The sequence below is a fragment of the Pseudomonas sp. EA_15y_Pfl1_P101 genome (assembly GCF_963970835.1).
Taxonomy (GTDB): domain Bacteria; phylum Pseudomonadota; class Gammaproteobacteria; order Pseudomonadales; family Pseudomonadaceae; genus Aquipseudomonas; species Aquipseudomonas tritici.
In genome coordinates, this window is record NZ_CAXAPA010000001.1 from 64,907 (window position 1) to 83,003 (window position 18,097).

General features: G+C 60.6%; 14 protein-coding genes. 10 read left to right on the top strand and 4 right to left on the bottom strand.

Annotation, left to right across the window (positions count from 1 at the left end; translation table 11 throughout):
- Nucleotides 1-159: 159 nt before the first annotated feature.
- Both tsf and rpsB read right to left on the bottom strand, forming a co-directional pair.
- Nucleotides 160-1,023 carry a translation elongation factor Ts gene (tsf, locus tag AACY36_RS00310; RefSeq protein WP_314563261.1) on the bottom strand — a complete coding sequence of 288 codons (864 nt, stop codon included), beginning with the start codon at nt 1,021-1,023 and terminating at the stop codon, nt 160-162.
- A 203-nt stretch (nt 1,024-1,226) separates the two neighbouring features.
- Nucleotides 1,227-1,964, bottom strand: coding sequence for a 30S ribosomal protein S2 (gene rpsB, locus AACY36_RS00315; protein ID WP_049709669.1), 738 nt, complete (start codon nt 1,962-1,964; stop codon nt 1,227-1,229).
- Nucleotides 1,965-2,351: 387 nt separating this feature from the next.
- Here rpsB and map point away from each other — a divergent pair, with 387 nt between their 5' ends.
- The 3 genes from map to dapC all read left to right on the top strand — a co-directional run bounded on the left by map (nt 2,352) and on the right by dapC (nt 7,256).
- The gene (map, locus tag AACY36_RS00320; protein WP_065872446.1) at nt 2,352-3,146 is read left to right on the top strand and encodes a type I methionyl aminopeptidase; all 795 of its coding nucleotides are present in this window, start codon (nt 2,352-2,354) and stop codon (nt 3,144-3,146) included.
- 64 nt (nt 3,147-3,210) lie between these two features.
- On the top strand, nt 3,211-5,913 hold the full coding sequence (locus AACY36_RS00325) for a [protein-PII] uridylyltransferase (protein WP_339496672.1): 2,703 nt from the start codon (nt 3,211-3,213) through the stop codon (nt 5,911-5,913).
- Nucleotides 5,914-6,056: 143 nt separating this feature from the next.
- On the top strand, nt 6,057-7,256 hold the full coding sequence (dapC, locus tag AACY36_RS00330) for a succinyldiaminopimelate transaminase (protein WP_339435887.1): 1,200 nt from the start codon (nt 6,057-6,059) through the stop codon (nt 7,254-7,256).
- Nucleotides 7,257-7,268: 12 nt separating this feature from the next.
- Here the strand turns inward: dapC and AACY36_RS00335 are convergent, their stop codons facing one another.
- Entirely contained in the window at nt 7,269-8,912 is a 1,644-nt protein-coding gene (locus AACY36_RS00335) for a Na+/H+ antiporter (protein ID WP_339435886.1), read from the bottom strand.
- 253 nt (nt 8,913-9,165) lie between these two features.
- Between AACY36_RS00335 and AACY36_RS00340 the strand changes: the two genes are divergently transcribed.
- From AACY36_RS00340 to AACY36_RS00355, 4 genes are all read left to right on the top strand, one after another.
- The gene (locus tag AACY36_RS00340; RefSeq protein WP_231984831.1) at nt 9,166-9,474 is read left to right on the top strand and encodes an arsenate reductase; all 309 of its coding nucleotides are present in this window, start codon (nt 9,166-9,168) and stop codon (nt 9,472-9,474) included.
- A gap of 32 nt (nt 9,475-9,506) precedes the next feature.
- Entirely contained in the window at nt 9,507-10,541 is a 1,035-nt protein-coding gene (gene dapD / locus AACY36_RS00345; RefSeq protein ID WP_339469465.1) for a 2,3,4,5-tetrahydropyridine-2,6-dicarboxylate N-succinyltransferase, read from the top strand.
- 64 nt (nt 10,542-10,605) lie between these two features.
- Nucleotides 10,606-11,811 carry an aminotransferase class V-fold PLP-dependent enzyme gene (locus tag AACY36_RS00350; RefSeq protein ID WP_339418161.1) on the top strand — a complete coding sequence of 402 codons (1,206 nt, stop codon included), beginning with the start codon at nt 10,606-10,608 and terminating at the stop codon, nt 11,809-11,811.
- Complete coding sequence (locus AACY36_RS00355; RefSeq protein ID WP_339418162.1) at nt 11,808-12,221, top strand: SufE family protein; 414 nt, start codon at nt 11,808-11,810, stop codon at nt 12,219-12,221. The genes AACY36_RS00350 and AACY36_RS00355 overlap by 4 nt, the downstream gene beginning before the upstream one ends.
- A gap of 130 nt (nt 12,222-12,351) precedes the next feature.
- Here the strand turns inward: AACY36_RS00355 and tcdA are convergent, their stop codons facing one another.
- Complete coding sequence (gene tcdA / locus AACY36_RS00360) at nt 12,352-13,161, bottom strand: tRNA cyclic N6-threonylcarbamoyladenosine(37) synthase TcdA (protein WP_339418163.1); 810 nt, start codon at nt 13,159-13,161, stop codon at nt 12,352-12,354.
- A gap of 217 nt (nt 13,162-13,378) precedes the next feature.
- Here tcdA and AACY36_RS00365 point away from each other — a divergent pair, with 217 nt between their 5' ends.
- From AACY36_RS00365 to AACY36_RS00375, 3 genes are all read left to right on the top strand, one after another.
- A complete protein-coding gene (locus AACY36_RS00365) occupies nt 13,379-15,970 on the top strand; it encodes a glycosyltransferase (protein WP_339418164.1) in 2,592 nt (863 codons plus the stop codon).
- Between the two features lie 159 nt (nt 15,971-16,129).
- Entirely contained in the window at nt 16,130-17,281 is a 1,152-nt protein-coding gene (gene dapE, locus AACY36_RS00370; protein ID WP_065872455.1) for a succinyl-diaminopimelate desuccinylase, read from the top strand.
- Complete coding sequence (locus AACY36_RS00375) at nt 17,281-18,090, top strand: putative RNA methyltransferase (protein ID WP_339418165.1); 810 nt, start codon at nt 17,281-17,283, stop codon at nt 18,088-18,090. The genes dapE and AACY36_RS00375 overlap by 1 nt, the downstream gene beginning before the upstream one ends.
- Nucleotides 18,091-18,097 lie beyond the last annotated feature (7 nt).

The following is an 18,097-nucleotide window of genomic DNA, read 5'->3' on the forward strand; positions in this document are numbered from 1 at the left end:
GGCTTGCGTTCACTCTAGCTGGACGCTGCTACAGCGCCACCGGAACACGGCTTTGTAAGCCAGTTCCGAAGGGATGCCAATTAAAATCGGCCTTCCCATTTGAAAAGAGGCTGCGCGCGTGAGCGGGCAGCCTCTTTCGGGCGACAGTTGAAAACTGTCTTATTGCTTGGCGGCAGCCAGCTGGGCAGCAACTTCTTCAGCGAAGTTGTCGACCGGCTTCTCGATGCCTTCGCCTACTTTAAAGTAGGTGAAGGAAACGATTTCAGCACCGGCTTTCTTAGCCAGTTCGCCAACCTTGATTTCAGGGTTCTTGACGAACGCCTGCTCAACCAGGCTCGCTTCAGCCAGGAACTTGCTGATACGGCCTTTGATCATGTTTTCAACGATGTTTTCTGGCTTGCCGGCGATCTTGTCAGCGTTGAGGCTCAGGAACACGGCTTTTTCGCGTTCGATGGCGTCAGCGGACACTTCCGATGGCAGCAGGAATTCAGGGTTGCTGGCCGCTACGTGCATAGCGATGTCTTTGGCCAGTTCAACGTTGCCGCCTTTCAGGACAACAGCTACGCCGATTTTGTTGCCGTGCAGGTAACCACCCACAACATCACCTTCAACGCGAACCAGGCGACGGATGTTGACGTTTTCGCCAACCTTGCCGACCAGTACCAGGCGAGCAGCTTCTTGAGCTTCGATCAGCGGCTCAACGGTGGTCAGCTTGTCGTCGAATGCTTTCTGGACGCTGGCAGCAACGAATGCCTTGAAGTCGTCTTGCAGAGCGAGGAAGTCGGTCTGCGAGTTCACTTCCAGCAGAACGGCGGCTTTACCGTCTTCAACCAGAGCGATAGCGCCTTCGGCAGCCACGTTGCCGGCTTTCTTGGCAGCCTTGATGGCGCCCGAGGCACGCATGTCGTCGATGGCTTTTTCGATGTCGCCGCCGGCCTTGGTCAAGGCCTTTTTGCAATCCATCATGCCTTCGCCGGTACGCTCACGCAGTTCTTTAACCAACGCTGCAGTAATCTCTGCCATTTCAAAATCCTCTTGGATAGGTTTTCAACCATTCCACCCGATCAAACGGGCGATCAATTCTTCCCGAATCACCCTTGTAGGCCGCTGCACGTTACAGTCGCTAGGTTGCGCTGCCACAAATGGGCGCCGACAAATGGTTTTCGAGGTGGCAAAAAGGGGGCCAAGCCCCCTTTTTGCTTACTGAGTCAACGCCAGGGCGTCAATTACTCAGCTGCGGCTACCGGAGCTTCTTCAACGAACTGCTCGGCACCACCAGCAACGTGGTTGCGACCACGGATTACAGCGTCAGCCATCGAACCCATGTACAGCTGGATAGCGCGGATTGCGTCATCGTTGCCTGGGATGATGTAGTCAACGCCTTCCGGGCTGCTGTTGGTATCGACTACGCCGATAACAGGGATGCCCAGCTTGTTGGCTTCGGTGATCGCGATGCGCTCGTGATCAACGTCGATAACGAACAGTGCGTCAGGCAGACCGCCCATGTCCTTGATACCACCCAGGGAACGATCGAGCTTTTCCAGGTCGCGAGTGCGCATCAGCGCCTCTTTCTTGGTCAGCTTGGCGAAAGTACCGTCTTCGGCTTGCACTTCAAGGTCACGCAGACGCTTGATGGAAGCACGGATGGTTTTGAAGTTGGTGAGCATGCCGCCCAACCAGCGGTGATCGACGTACGGCGAACCGCAACGTGCTGCTTCTTCAGCAACGATCTTGCCAGCGGAACGCTTGGTGCCGACGAACAGAATCTTGTTTTTGCCCTGAGCCAGGCGCTCTACGAAAGTCAAAGCTTCGTTGAACATAGGCAGGGTTTTTTCAAGGTTGATAATGTGGATCTTGTTACGCGCGCCGAAAATGTATTTACCCATTTTCGGGTTCCAGTAACGGGTCTGGTGACCGAAGTGCACACCGGCCTTCAGCATATCGCGCATGTTGACTTGGGACATGATAGTTCCTTAATAAGTCGGGTTTGGCCTCCACGTATCCCAATGACCAACCAGCGGCTTCAAAGCCTCCGGCACCCAGGTCATCGTGTCGACACGTGTGTGGATTTAAGCTCTGCGGGGCATCCCCTGAAAGCGGCGCATTTTATACCACAGCATCGGCAAAAACGGAACACGCAATCACATTTGCCGCCGGTCGCTTTCGTGTAACCCCTTGAATAGAGCCAACATCGCCCTACCTTATAGAAAGAAGCGATCATCAGAGGCTCATGATTTGACGCCATCGTCTGTTAGAATCGCGTTTTTTGTGGCTTGTGCGAATTCTGTAACCTCTTGTCGCACGCCCGTAAACCGTATTGATTTCAGCGCGTCGCGCTAGAGAGAGCCTGTATGACCGTTAGTTTGAAAACCGCCGAAGACATCGCCGGCATGCGCATCGCCGGCAAACTGGCTGCCGACGTGCTGGAAATGATCGCCGAGCACGTCAAGCCCGGCGTTACCACCGAGACCCTCAACCAAATCTGCCATGACTATATCGTCAACGTGCAGGGTGCTATCCCTGCGCCGTTGAACTACAAAGGCTTCCCCAAGTCGATCTGCACCTCGGTCAACCACGTGGTCTGCCACGGGATTCCCGGTGACAAACCGTTGAAGGACGGCGACACCCTGAACATCGACGTTACCGTGATCAAGGACCGCTACTTCGGCGACACCAGCCGCATGTTCCACGTCGGCACCGTGCCGGTCTGGGCCGAGCGCCTGTCCCAGGTGACCCAGGAATGCATGTACAAGGCCATCGAAATCGTCAAACCGGGTTGCCGCCTGGGCGACATCGGCGAAGTGATCCAGAAGCACGCTGAAAAGAACGGCTTCTCGGTGGTGCGCGAATTCTGCGGCCACGGTATCGGCACCGTGTTCCACGAAGAGCCACAGATCCTGCACTACGGCCGCGCCGGCACTGGCATGGAACTCAAGGCAGGCATGACCTTCACCATCGAGCCGATGATCAATCAGGGCAAGGCCGATACCAAAGTGCTGGGCGACGGCTGGACCGCCATCACCAAGGACCGCAAGCTCTCGGCCCAGTGGGAACACACCCTGCTGGTCACCGAAACCGGCTATGAAATCTTCACCCTGCGCGCCGACGACACAATCCCGCGCACTTCAGGTGCTGCTTCGGCGTAACGGTTGCTCAGGTTTTCCCCCACTGTGTTGTGACTGACTGTTTGATAGAAAGGAAAGCCGATCGATGCCCCAGGTGGATCCCGAACTCTTCGACCGTGGCCAGTTCCAGGCCGAACTGGCCCTGAAGGCGAGCCCCATCGCCGCGTTCAAGAAAGCTATTCGCCAGGCCCGCGAGGTGCTCGATGCGCGCTTTCGCAGCGGCCGGGACATCCGTCGGTTGATCGAAGACCGCGCCTGGTTTGTCGATAACATCCTGCAAAAGGCTTGGGAGCAGTTCAGCTGGAGCGAAGACGCCGACATCGCCCTGGTGGCGGTCGGCGGCTACGGGCGTGGCGAACTGCACCCCTACTCCGACATCGACCTGCTGATCCTGCTGGACAGCGCCGATCATGAGATCTTTCGCGATTCCATCGAGCGTTTTCTGACGCTGTTGTGGGACATCGGCCTGGAAGTCGGCCAGAGCGTACGCTCGGTCGACGAATGCGCCGAAGAAGCCCGCGCCGACCTCACGGTGATCACCAACCTGATGGAAAGCCGCACCATCGCCGGCCCCGAGCGCCTGCGCCAGCGCATGCTCGAAGTCACCAGCACCGCGCACATGTGGCCGAGCAAGGAGTTCTTCCTGGCCAAGCGCGCCGAGCAAAAGGCCAGGCACCACAAGTACAACGACACCGAATACAACCTGGAACCCAACGTCAAAGGCTCACCGGGCGGACTGCGGGATATCCAGACGATTTTGTGGGTTGCCCGCCGCCAATACGGCACCTTGAACCTGCGGGCATTGGCCGGTGAAGGCTTCCTGGTGGAAAGCGAGAACGCCCTGCTGGCCTCGTCCCAGGATTTTCTGTGGAAGGTGCGCTACGCCCTGCACATGCTCGCGGGGCGCTCCGAAGACCGCCTGCTGTTCGACCATCAGCGCTCCATCGCCACCCTGCTGGGGTTTGAAGGCGAAGACGCAAAGACCAGCATCGAAAGCTTCATGCAGCAGTATTACCGGGTGGTCATGAGCATTGCCCAGCTCAGCGACCTGATCATCCAGCACTTCGAAGAGGTGATCCTGGCCCCTGAAGACGAAGCGCCGCCGCAACCGATCAACTCGCGTTTCCAACTGCACGACGGCTATATCGAAGCGCGCAACGACAATGTGTTTCGCCGCACGCCGTTCGCCATGCTGGAAATCTTCGTGCTGATGGCCCAGCAGCCGGAAATAAAAGGCGTGCGCGCCGACACCATTCGCCTGCTGCGGGAAAACCGTCACCTGATCGACGACGATTTCCGCAACGACATCCGCAACACCAGCCTGTTTATCGAGCTGTTCAAGTGCAAAATCGGCATCCACCGCAACCTGCGGCGCATGAACCGTTACGGCATCCTCGGGCGCTACCTGCCGGAGTTCGGCTTTATCGTCGGGCAAATGCAGCACGACCTGTTCCACATTTATACCGTGGATGCGCACACCCTGAACCTGATCAAGCACCTGCGTAAGGTGCAGTACACCCAGGTGTCAGAGAAATTCCCTTTGGCCAGTAAGCTGATGGCCAAGTTGCCCAAGCCCGAGCTGATCTACCTGGCCGGCTTGTACCACGACATAGGCAAGGGCCGGCATGGCGACCACTCCGAGATCGGTGCGGTGGATGCCGAGGCGTTCTGCCAGCGCCACCAGTTGCCGCTGTGGGACAGCCGCCTGATCGTCTGGCTGGTGCAGAACCATTTGGTGATGTCCACCACCGCCCAACGCAAGGACCTGTCCGACCCACAGGTGATCCACGACTTCGCACAGATCGTCGGCGATGAAACCCACCTCGACTACCTGTACGTCTTGACCGTCTCCGACATCAACGCCACCAACCCGACGCTGTGGAACTCCTGGCGCGCCAGCCTGTTGCGCCAGCTGTACACCGAGACCAAGCGCGCCCTGCGCCGCGGCCTGGAAAACCCGGTGGACCGCGAAGAGCAGATCCGCCGCACCCAAAGCGCGGCGCTGGATATATTGGTGCGCGGCGGCAACGACCCAGACGACGTCGAACAACTGTGGTCGCAACTGGGCGACGATTACTTCCTGCGCCACACCGCTGGCGACGTGGCCTGGCACACTGACGCGATCTTGCAGCAGCCAGCCGATGGCGGCCCGCTGGTATTGGTCAAGGAGACCACCCAGCGCGAATTCGAGGGCGGTACGCAGATCTTCATTTATGCGCCGGACCAGCACGACTTCTTCGCTGTGACGGTAGCCGCCATGGACCAGCTCAACCTCAACATCCATGACGCCCGGGTCATCACCTCCAGCAGCCAGTTCACCCTCGACACTTATATCGTGCTCGACACCGATGGCGACTCAATTGGTGACAACCCAGCACGCGTGAAAAAGATCCGCGAAGGCCTGACCGAGGCCCTGCACAACCCTGACGACTACCCGACCATCATCCAGCGCCGGGTGCCGCGTCAGCTCAAGCATTTTGCGTTTGCCCCACAGGTGACCATCTCCAACGACGCCCAGCGCCCGGTAACTGTGCTGGAACTCAGCGCCCCGGACCGCCCGGGCCTGTTGGCGCGAGTCGGTGGGATTTTCCTGGAGTTCGACCTGTCGTTGCAGAATGCCAAGATCGCGACCCTCGGCGAGCGCGTGGAAGACGTGTTCTTCATCACCGACGCCGACAACCAGCCATTGTCCGACCCGGAACTGTGCCGCCGCTTGCAGAAAGCCATCGAGCAGCAATTAAGCGTGACTCAGCAACCGAACGTCGAACTGACGCACCTGACTATATGAATTTTTAACTTTGTAAACACGATCCCTGTGGGAGCTGGCTTGCCTGCGATGGCATCGCTGCGGAGTCTCTGGTGTACCGCGGCGTCCCCATCGCAGGCAAGCCAGCTCCCACAGAGTCTGTGTTCACCGTGATAGAGGCTTACATGAACAACGCCCTGAACCAACTGCAGCCCTACCCGTTCGAAAAACTGCGCGCCCTGCTGGGCAGTGTCACGCCGAACCCGGACAAACGCCCGATCGCGCTGTCCATCGGCGAGCCGAAGCACAAATCCCCGACCTTCGTGGCCGAAGCGCTGAGCAATAACCTTGACCAGATGGCCGTGTACCCGACCACCCTGGGCATTCCCGCGCTGCGCGAGGCCATCGGCGCCTGGTGCGAGCGCCGCTTCAATGTGCCCAGGGGCTGGCTCGACCCGGCGCGCAACATCTTGCCGGTCAACGGCACGCGTGAAGCGCTGTTCGCCTTCACCCAAACCGTGGTCAATCGCGGCGACGATGCGCTGGTGGTGAGCCCGAACCCGTTCTACCAGATCTACGAAGGCGCCGCGTTCCTGGCCGGGGCCAAGCCGCATTACCTGCCGTGCCTGGCCGCCAATGGCTTCAACCCGGATTTCGATGCCGTGACGCCGGACGTCTGGAAACGCTGCCAGATCCTGTTCCTGTGCTCCCCCGGCAACCCGACCGGCGCGTTGATACCGGTCGACACCCTGAAAAAACTCATCGCCCTGGCCGACGAATACGACTTCGTGATCGCTGCCGACGAATGCTACAGCGAACTCTACTTCGACGAGCAAACCCCGCCGCCGGGCCTGTTGAGTGCCTGCGTCGAGCTGGGTCGCCAGGACTTCAAGCGTTGCGTGGTGTTCCACAGCCTGTCCAAGCGCTCCAACCTGCCGGGCCTGCGCTCCGGTTTTGTGGCCGGCGACGCCGACATTCTCAAGGCGTTCCTGCTGTACCGCACCTACCACGGTTGCGCGATGCCGGTGCAAACCCAACTGGCGAGCATTGCTGCCTGGCAGGACGAAGCCCACGTGCAGGCCAATCGTGATCTGTACCGCGAGAAATTCGATGCGGTGCTGGCGATCCTCAAGCCAGTACTGGACGTGCAAAACCCCGACGGCGGTTTCTACCTGTGGCCGAATGTCGAAGGTGATGACGCCGCTTTCTGCCGGGATCTGTTCGTAGAGGAACATGTCACTGTGGTGCCAGGCTCGTACCTGTCGCGGGAAGTCGACGGCTTCAACCCCGGCGCCGGGCGTGTGCGCATGGCGTTGGTTGCCCCCTTGGCGGAGTGTGTGGAAGCGGCGGAGCGGATTCGCGATTTTATTCAGCGTCGCCGCTAACGGCTAGCTGGGTCATTTCACATGACCCAGATTAGCCTCACTCATATCCAACTCGGCCAACACTTCCCTCAAGACGTCGTCACCAATCTGGTGATGACGGCTCAAGCTGTACAACTCCAAGCGCTGCGCGCGCAGGGCCTTCAGACGCAACTTGCGCTCAAGCAGGTCCATCTGCCGCGCCAGCGCCTGGGCTTCGGCTGAGTCGTTGAACACGTTCAACTGATGGCGATACTCCGACATCAGGCGAGCCTTGAGTTCGGTCGCGAGCGCAGCCTGGGCGGCGTCCTGGGTTTCGCTTTCCGCCGGTTCTTCAGCCTCCAGCGCATGGATTGCAGCCACTGCGGTCTTTTTCCAGGCCTCGCGCACTTCGTTATGGCGCTTTTCATCGGGGCTCTTTTCGATCCCGCGCAACAGCAGGGGCAAGGCGATGCATGCGGCGATCAGCGACAGCAGGATCACCCCGGCAGCAATGAAGATCAGCAAGTCGCGCTCGGGGAAATCCTGGCCCGGCGCCAGCAGCAACGGCACTGACATCACACCCGCCAGCGTCACCGCACCGCGCACACCACCGACGGTCAGCAGCCAGCAAGAGCGTGCAGTCGGCACCAGCGTCAATTCACTTTTCCCACGAATCCGGCGCAGTAAACCCGACAGCCGCCAGATGCTCTGCACCCAGATGAAACGCAACACCACCAGCACCAGAAAGATCGAGACCACATCCAGGCAGCGATAAAACAATGTCGGCCACAGCGTCGGCTCGTGACTGACCACGGCCTTAATGATGTCCGGCAGTTGCAGGCCCAGCAGCAGGAAAATCAAGCCGTTGAAGGCAAACTCCAGCAACGACCACACACTGCGATTGAGCAAGCGGGTGCTCGTCTGGCGGGGTAGCAGGTCGAGCCAGCTTTGCATCATGCCCGCCGCCACCGCCGACAAAATGCCCGATGCGCCCAAGCGCTCAGCCAGCACATAAGCGGCGAACGGTAGCAGCAACATAAACACCACGTGAGTCGCCGGGTCGTCCCAGCCTCGCGCGATCATCCACGCACGCAGTCGCCCGACCAGCCAACTCAATGCCACCCCCACGGCCAGGCCGCCCACGGCGACCAACACAAATGCCAGGCTGGCATCCGCCAGGGAAAACACGCCAGTCAACGCCGCCGCCAGGGCAAACTTGAAGGTCACCAAGCCCGACGCATCGTTCATCAGGGCCTCGCCCTGGAGCATGTGCATCAGCGGCGTGGGCAGACGGTTCTGGGAAATGGCCGACACCGCAACGGCGTCCGTCGGTGACAACACAGCCGCCAGGGCGAAGGCCACGGGCAGCGGGATCGTAGGCAAAATCCAGTGAATGAAGTAACCGGCGCCCACCACGGTGAACAGCACCAGCCCCACCGCCAACGTCAGGATTGGCCCACGCAGGCGCCACAACTCACGCTTGGGCATGCGCCAGCCATCCGAGAACAGCAGCGGCGGCAGGAACAGAAACAGGAACAACTCCGGGTCCAGCGCCACGTGCAGCCCCAACGTGGGCCAGGCCAGCAAGGCGCCCGCTGCGATCTGCACCAAGGGTAACGGCAGGGGGATGACACGCCCGACCAGACGCGAAACGCTGACCAACATCAGTAGGATAAGAACGGTGTAGGCGGTTTGCATAACGCGGGTTTCCCGGACAATCGACTCGCAACGACACATGAGGCAACAACTCGCCGTTGAAGTGCCATATTACCCACCTATGCTGCCGGCTGGCATTTGCACATAAGTCTCACGCCAGCATGACGAGGGGCACCAGAGGCCGCTGGTCGTGGCATAATCCGTAACCTTTCCATTTCATTCGCTCAAAGGGGGCAATTCCTTGACCGCTTCAAGCAAAACGTTGCACCTTTTCGGCATCAAAGCCTGCGACACCATGAAAAAGGCCCGCACCTGGCTCGATGAGCACGCTGTGAGCTATGAGTTCCACGACTATAAAACGGCCGGTATCGACCGCGAGCACTTGACCCAATGGTGCAACGAGCACGGTTGGCAGGTGGTCTTGAACCGTGCGGGCACCACCTTTCGCAAACTCGAAGACGAACGCAAAGCCGATCTCGATCAGTCGAAAGCCATTGAATTGATGCTCGCACAACCCTCGATGATCAAGCGCCCGGTGCTCGATCTCGGTGACAGAACCCTGATTGGCTTCAAGCCAGAAAGTTATTCGGCGGCCCTCAAGTAGGCCAGCCTTCCATTTTTTGTAGAGGTAACACCATGTCCCATTCCCTGTTCAGCCTGGGCTTCGGCGTCGGCACTCAGAACCGCCAAGGTGCTTGGCTGGAAGTGTTTTACGCACAACCGTTGCTCAACCCATCGGCTGAAATCGTCGCGGCGATCGCGCCGATCATCGGCTACACCGAAGGCAACCAGGCAATCACCTTCACCGTCACCCAGGCCCTGCAAATGGCTGACGCGCTCAAAGGCGTCGACGCTACCCAAGCTGCCCTGATCAGCCGCCTGGCTGAAAGCCACACGCCGCTCGTCGCCACCTTGCTGGCCGAAGACGCTGCACTGACCTCCACGCCTGAGGCTTACCTCAAGCTGCACCTGCTGTCTCACCGCCTGGTCAAACCACACGGCCTGAGCCTGGCCGGTGTGTTCCCGCAGCTGCCGAACGTAGCCTGGACCAGCCAAGGTGCGATCGACATCAATGAGCTGGCCGAACGCCAGCTGGAAGCGCGCCTGCGTGGCGATCTGCTGGAAGTGTTCTCGGTAGACAAGTTCCCGAAAATGACCGACTACGTAGTGCCGAGCGGTGTGCGTATCGCTGATGCGGCGCGTATCCGCCTGGGCGCCTACGTGGGCGAAGGCACCACCGTGATGCACGAAGGTTTCGTCAACTTCAACGCCGGCACCGAAGGCCCGGGCATGATCGAAGGCCGCGTATCGGCGGGCGTGTTCGTCGGCAAGGGTTCTGACCTGGGCGGCGGTTGCTCCACCATGGGCACCCTGTCGGGTGGCGGCAACATCGTGATCAAGGTCGGCGAAGGCTGCTTGATCGGCGCCAACGCCGGTATTGGTATCCCGTTGGGCGACCGCAACACCGTCGAATCGGGCCTGTACGTGACGGCCGGGACCAAGGTTGCGCTGCTGGACGAGCAGAACCAACTGGTCAAAGTGGTCAAGGCGCGCGAGCTGGCCGGCCAGCCGGACCTGCTGTTCCGCCGTAACTCCGAGACCGGTGCCGTGGAGTGCAAAACCCACAAATCGGCTATCGAACTGAACGAAGCGCTGCACGCTCACAACTAAGCAGCCACTCGATGCCACTAGCGGGCCCCTCCCCTGGGGCTCGCTTATACGAGTCTTGATCACCATGCTTGTGCCCTCCCCCTGGCGCGCCGATTTCCCGGCCATCGCCACCCTGCAACGGCAAGACCAGACTTACCTGGACAACGCCGCCACCACGCAAAAACCCCAAGCCTTGTTGGATGCCATCAGCCATTACTACGCCAATGGCGCAGCCAATGTGCACCGCGCGCAACATTTGCCGGGAGCCCATGCGACACAGGCGTTCGAAGACAGTCGCAGCAAGGTCGCGCAATGGTTGAATGCAGGTGACAGCGGGCAGATTGTGTTTACCCACGGCGCGACCTCTGCGCTGAACCTCCTGGCTTATGGCCTGGAGCATTTATTCAATGCGGGCGATGAGATTGTCATCAGCGCCCTCGAGCACCACGCCAACCTGTTGCCGTGGCAGCAGTTGGCCAAACGTCGCGCGCTGACGCTGGTGGTATTGCCACTTGGCGAGGACGGCGTGATCGACCTGCAAGCCGCCGCGGAGCTGATCGGCTCGCGCACACGCCTGCTGGCGGTAAGCCAGCTGTCCAACGTGCTCGGCGCCTGGCAGCCGCTGGAGGCCCTTCTCGCGCTGGCCCAGCCCCACGGTGCCCTGACCGTGGTCGACGGCGCCCAAGGCATCGTCCATGGCCGCCACGACGTGCAGGCCCTGGGTTGCGACTTCTACGTATTTTCCAGCCACAAACTGTACGGCCCGGACGGCGTCGGCGTGCTGTTTGGGCGCAATGACGCCCTGCATCACCTGCGCCACTGGCAGTTTGGAGGAGAAATGGTGCAAAAAGCCGACTACCACAGCGCCAGTTTCCGGCCCGCGCCGCTGGGTTTCGAGGCCGGCACACCGCCGATTGCCAGCGTGATTGGCCTGGGCGCCAGCCTGGATTACTTAAGCTCGCTGGATCAGCCTGCGGTGGTCGCCCATGAAGCAGCCCTGCATGACTACCTGTTGCGTGGGCTCAAGGCGCGCAATGGCGTGCGCGTGCTGGGTTCGCCGCAGGTGGCGTTGGTCAGTTTTGTGGTCGACGGCGTGCATAACGCCGACCTTGCGCACCTGCTGACCGAGCAAGGTATTGCCGTGCGCGCGGGTCATCACTGCGCGATGCCGTTGCTCAAGGCCATGCACCTGTCGGGGGCGATCCGCGTATCCCTGGCGCTGTATAACGATTCCGATGACCTGGAACGCTTTTTTGAAGCGCTGGACCAGGCCCTGGATATGTTGCGATGAGTGTGCCGGTGGATGCGGTCAGCGCGCTTGAAGCCTTTCAAGCCGTCGGTAGCTGGGAGCAACGCGCGCGGATGTTGATGCAGTGGGGCGAGCGTATGCCGGCCCTGGCGGATGAAGATAAGGTCGACGCCAACCTGGTGCAGGGCTGCGAAAGCCTGGTGTGGTTGGTGGGGCGTTTGCAGGATGGGCATTGGCAGTTTGCGGCGAGCAGCGATGCGCGGCTGATTCGCGGGCTGGTGGCGTTGCTGCTGGCACGGGTCAATGGGTTGTCGGCGGCTGAGTTGCAAGGGGTGGATCTGCCTGACTGGTTCAACCAGTTGGGCCTTTCCCGTCAACTGTCACCGTCGCGCAGCAATGGCCTGAACGCGGTCCTCAAGCGCATGCGAGAACTAAGCCCTACACAAAACTAAATGTGGGAGCGGGTTTGTGTGGGAGCTGGCTTGCCTGCGATACAGGCACCTCGGTCTATCCGGCACACCTCGGTGATGCTATCGCAGGCAAGCCAGCTCCCACATTTTGAGCGGTGCACGGCATTAAGTTTTAGGCAGACTTGACCCGTTCCGACGGCCTACGCACCCCAGCCACAATCTTGTCCACTGCCTTGGTCGCCGCCACCATGCCGAACGTGGCCGTGACCATCATCACCGCGCCAAACCCACCGGCGCAGTCCAGCTTCACGCCATCCCCGACAAAACTCTTCTGCAAACATATACTGCCATCCGGCTTGGGATAGCGCAGTTGCTCGGTGGAAAACACGCACGGCACGCTGTAATGGCGGGTCACGGTGCGTGAGAAACCATAGTCGCGACGCAGCGTGGAGCGCACTTTCGACGCCAGCGGGTCATTGAAGGTACGGTTCAGGTCGCAGACCTGGATCAGCGTCGGGTCGATCTGCCCGCCGGCGCCGCCGGTGGTGATGATCTGGATCTTGCGGCGCTTGCACCAGGCAATCAATGCCGCCTTGGCGTTAACGGCGTCAATGCAGTCGATCACGCAGTCGATATCCGGCGTGATGTACTCGGCCATGGTGTCGCGGGTCACAAAGTCCGCCACCGCATGCACGGTGCAATCCGGGTTGATGCCCTTCAGGCGCTCGGCCATCACCTCGACCTTGGGCTTGCCCACGGTGCTGTCCAGCGCGTGCAACTGGCGGTTGCTGTTGCTGACGCAGACATCGTCCAGATCAAACAGCGAAATCTCGCCCACCCCGCAACGGGCCATGGCTTCCGCCGCCCACGAGCCCACGCCGCCGATGCCGACGATTGCCACGTGGGCCGCTTTCAAGCGTTCCAGGCCTTCAATGCCATACAAACGGGCGACGCCTGCAAACCGTGGATCTTCTGTGCTCATGACCATTACCCCAAAAACCGGCGCGCATTATGGACTACGCAGCGACAAGTTCGAAGCGACAAGCTACAAGTAAAGAACTTAGATGGCCTTTCGCTGACTAATGTCCGGTTTTTCTCTGCTTGCTGTACGGTCAGGGAAGGGCCGGTGTAGGATGCGCGCCGTTCGGCGCAGGCCGACACCTCTTTTCGTTCCACACCTTTTGGAACCTGACATAACCATGGCATCGCGTAAATTTGGACTCAACCTGGTGATCGTGCTGGCAATTGCCGCACTGTTCACCGGTTTCTGGGCGCTGATCAACCGCCCGGTCACTGCTCCCAACTGGCCTGAGCAGATCTCCGGTTTTTCCTACTCGCCGTTCCAGCAAGGTCAGTACCCACAGAAAAACCAGTTCCCGACCGACGATCAGATGCGTCGCGACCTTGAGATCATGAGCAAGCTGACGGACAACATCCGTACCTACTCGGTCGACGGCACCCTGAGCGACATCCCCAAGTTGGCGGAAGAATTCGGCCTGCGCGTGACATTGGGGATCTGGATCAGCCCGGACCTTGAACGTAACGAGCGGGAAATCCAGCGCGCCATCGAAATCGCCAACACCTCGCGCAGTGTGGTGCGGGTGGTGGTCGGTAACGAAGCGGTGTTCCGTAAGGACATCACGCCAGAAGCGTTGATCGTGCTGCTGGATCGAGTGCGCGCCGCTGTGAAAGTGCCGGTGACGACATCCGAGCAATGGGACATCTGGGAGAAGAACCCACAACTGGCCAAGCACGTCGACCTGATCGCCGCGCACATCCTGCCGTTCTGGGAATACATTCCGATGGACAAGGCCGGCCAGTACGTACTCGACCGCGCCAAGGATCTGAAGAAACTGTTCCCGAAAAAGCCGCTGCTACTGTCGGAGGTTGGCTGGCCGAGCAACGGGCGCATGCGCGGCGGCAATGAAACGTCGCCGGCCGACCAGGCGATTTACCTGCGTACGCTGGTGAACAAGCTGAACCGTCAGGGCTACAACTACTTCGTGATCGAGGCGTTCGATCAGCCGTGGAAAGTCAGCGACGAAGGCTCGGCCGGCGCTTACTGGGGTGTGTTCAACGGCGCACGCCAGCAGAAATTCAACTTTGAAGGGCCGGTGGTCGCGATCCCGCAATGGCGCGTACTGGCCATTGGCTCGGTCATACTTGCGCTGCTGTCCTTGACCCTGTTAATGATCGACGGCTCGGCCCTGCGCCAACGCGGCCGGACCTTCCTGACGTTTATCGCGTTCTTGTGCGGTTCAGTGCTGGTGTGGATCGGTTACGACTACAGCCAGCAATACAGCACGTGGTTCAGTGTCACCGTGGGCATCCTCTTGGCCCTCGGCGCCCTGGGCGTGTTTATCGTGTTGCTGACCGAAGCCCACGAACTGGCGGAAGCGGTATGGACTCACAAGCGCCGGCGTGAATTCCTGCCGGTGGAGGGGGAGTCGGACTACCGCCCGAAAGTGTCGATCCATGTGCCGTGCTACAACGAGCCGCCTGAGATGGTCAAACAGACCCTCGACGCCCTGGCCGCCCTCGATTACCCGGACTACGAAGTCCTGATCATCGACAACAACACCAAGGACCCGGCCGTTTGGGAGCCGGTGCGCGACTACTGCGAAACCCTGGGCCCGCGCTTCAAGTTCTTCCACGTCGCGCCCCTGGCAGGTTTCAAGGGCGGCGCACTGAACTACCTGATCCCGCACACCGCCAAGGATGCCGAAGTGATCGCGGTGATCGACTCCGACTACTGCGTGTCGCCCAACTGGCTCAAGCACATGGTGCCGCACTTCGCCGACCCGAAAATCGCCGTGGTGCAGTCACCGCAGGATTACCGCGACCAGAACGAAAGCACCTTCAAGAAGCTCTGCTACGCGGAATACAAGGGCTTCTTCCATATCGGCATGGTCACCCGCAACGACCGCGACGCGATCATCCAGCACGGCACCATGACCATGACCCGTCGCTCGGTGCTTGAAGAACTGGGCTGGGCCGACTGGTGCATCTGCGAAGACGCCGAACTGGGCCTACGTGTATTCGAGAAAGGCCTGTCGGCGGCGTATTACCACGACAGCTACGGCAAGGGCCTGATGCCGGATACCTTTATCGACTTCAAGAAACAGCGTTTCCGCTGGGCCTACGGTGCGATCCAGATCATCAAGCGTCACACCGCAAGCCTGTTGCGCGGCAAAGGCACAGAGCTGACCCGTGGCCAGCGCTACCACTTCCTCGCGGGCTGGTTGCCGTGGGTGGCGGACGGCATGAACATCTTCTTCACCGTTGGCGCGCTGTTGTGGTCGGCGGCGATGATCATCGTGCCGACGCGGGTCGACCCGCCGTTGCTGATTTTCGCGATCCCGCCGTTGGCACTGTTTGTGTTCAAAGTCGGCAAGATCATCTTCTTGTACCGCCGCGCCATGGGTGTGAACCTCAAGGATGCGTTCTGCGCAGCCCTGGCCGGCCTGGCGTTGTCACACACCATCGCCAAAGCGGTGCTGTACGGATTCTTCACCACCAGTATTCCGTTCTTTCGTACACCGAAAAACGCGGATAACCACGGCTTCTGGGTGGCGATTTCCGAAGCCCGCGAAGAGATGTTCATCATGCTGCTGTTGTGGGGCGCGGCGCTCGGGATTTACTTGGTGCAGGGCCTGCCAAGCAATGACATCCGCTTCTGGGTGGTGATGCTGCTGGTGCAGTCGCTGCCGTATGTGGCGGCGCTGATCATGGCGTTCCTGTCTTCGCTGCCAAAACCTTCGGTGAAGGCTGAGCCTGTCACAGCCGTGTAAAAACTTGCGCAATGCACTAAACGGCGGCCTCTGGCCGCCGTTTTGCTATAAGATAACGGCCGTTTTGCAAGACTTGGCATAGCCCCGGCTCTGTGTGGGAGCTGCACCGCTTCAAGTCCACATTCGTCCTGCGCCCATTACACGCTTCCGGAGTTTTTCATGACGGCCCATGCCGACCTTTCGCCGACCCTTCAACTTGCCATCGACCTGATCCGTCGCCCCTCGGTGACGCCGATCGACGCCGATTGCCAGAAGCTAATGATGCAGCGCCTGGGCGACGCAGGTTTTGCGCTGGAACCGATGCGCATCGAAGACGTGGACAATTTCTGGGCCACTCACGGCAAGCATGACGGCCCGGTGCTGTGCTTTGCCGGCCATACCGACGTGGTGCCGACCGGTCCGGTGCAGGCTTGGCAGAACGACCCGTTCGACGCGCTGATCGACGAAAACGGCATGCTCTGCGGGCGTGGCGCGGCAGACATGAAAGGCAGCCTGGCAGCCATGTTGGTGGCGGCGGAACGTTTCGTCACCGATTACCCGGACCACAAGGGTTCGGTCGCTTTCCTGATCACCAGCGATGAAGAAGGCCCCGCGCACCACGGCACCAAGGCGGTAATCGAACGCCTGGCCGCGCGCAAGGAGCGCCTGGACTGGTGCATCGTCGGTGAACCGTCAAGCACCACACTGGTGGGCGATGTAGTCAAGAACGGCCGTCGTGGCTCACTCGGCGCCACCCTGACCGTACGCGGTGTGCAAGGTCACGTGGCCTACCCGCACCTGGCGAAAAACCCGATCCATCTGGCCGCTCCGGCACTGGCCGAACTGGCCGCTGAGCACTGGGATGACGGCAACACGTTCTTCCCGCCGACCAGCTTCCAGATCTCCAACCTCAACTCGGGCACTGGCGCAACCAACGTGATCCCCGGTGAGCTGACAGCGGTGTTCAACTTCCGCTTCTCCACCGAATCCACCGTGGAAGGCCTGCAGCAACGGGTTGCGGCGATTCTCGACAAGCATGGCCTGGACTGGCACGTGGAATGGGCGCTGTCGGGCCTGCCGTTCCTGACCGAGCCGGGCGCTTTGCTGGATGCGGTATCGGCGAGCATCAAGGCGATCACCGGTCGTGAGACCAAGGCGTCCACCAGTGGCGGCACCTCCGACGGGCGCTTCATTGCGACCCTCGGCACTCAAGTGGTAGAGCTGGGCCCGGTCAACGCAACGATCCACCAGGTCAACGAACGCATCCTCGCCAGCGACCTCGATGTGCTGACCGAAATCTATTACCAGACCCTGATCAAGTTGCTCGCCTGATGCTCGCGTGCCCCATTTGCAGCGCACCGCTCAACGCGGTCGACAATGGCGTGGCCTGCCCGGCCGGGCACCGTTTCGACCGTGCGCGCCAGGGTTACCTGAACCTGTTGCCGGTGCAGCACAAGAACAGCCGCGACCCGGGCGATAACCTGGCGATGGTGGAAGCGCGCCGCGACTTCCTCAACGCCGGCCACTACGCTCCCGTGGCAAAACGCTTGGCCGAGTTGGCTGCTGAACGCGCGCCGGCGCGCTGGGTCGACATCGGTTGTGGCGAGGGTTACTACACCGCGCAAATAGCCGACGCCCTGCCCCACGCCGATGGCTACGCGCTGGATATCTCCAAAGAAGCGGTCAAGCGCGCGTGCAAGCGCAACCCGGCGCTGACCTGGTTGATCGCCAGCATGGCCCGTGTGCCCTTGGCCGATGCCAGTTGCCAGTTCCTCGCCAGTGTGTTCAGCCCATTGGACTGGCAGGAGGCCAAGCGCCTGCTCAGCACTCGCGGCGGCTTGATGAAGGTCGGTCCTACCAGCGGCCACCTGATGGAACTGCGCGAACGCCTGTACGACGAAGTGCGCGAATACACCGACGACAAGCATCTGGCCCTGGTGCCAGACGGCATGAGCCTGGCGCACAGCGAGACGCTGGAATTCACGCTGAGCCTGGCCGAGCCCCTGGACCGCGCCAACCTGCTGGCCATGACACCCCACGGCTGGCGCGCCAGTGCCGAGCGCCGCGCGCAAGTGATCGAGGCGGCCGAGCCGCTGCTGGTCACTGTGTCGATGCGCTACGATTATTTCGTGCTTAACTAACCGACTT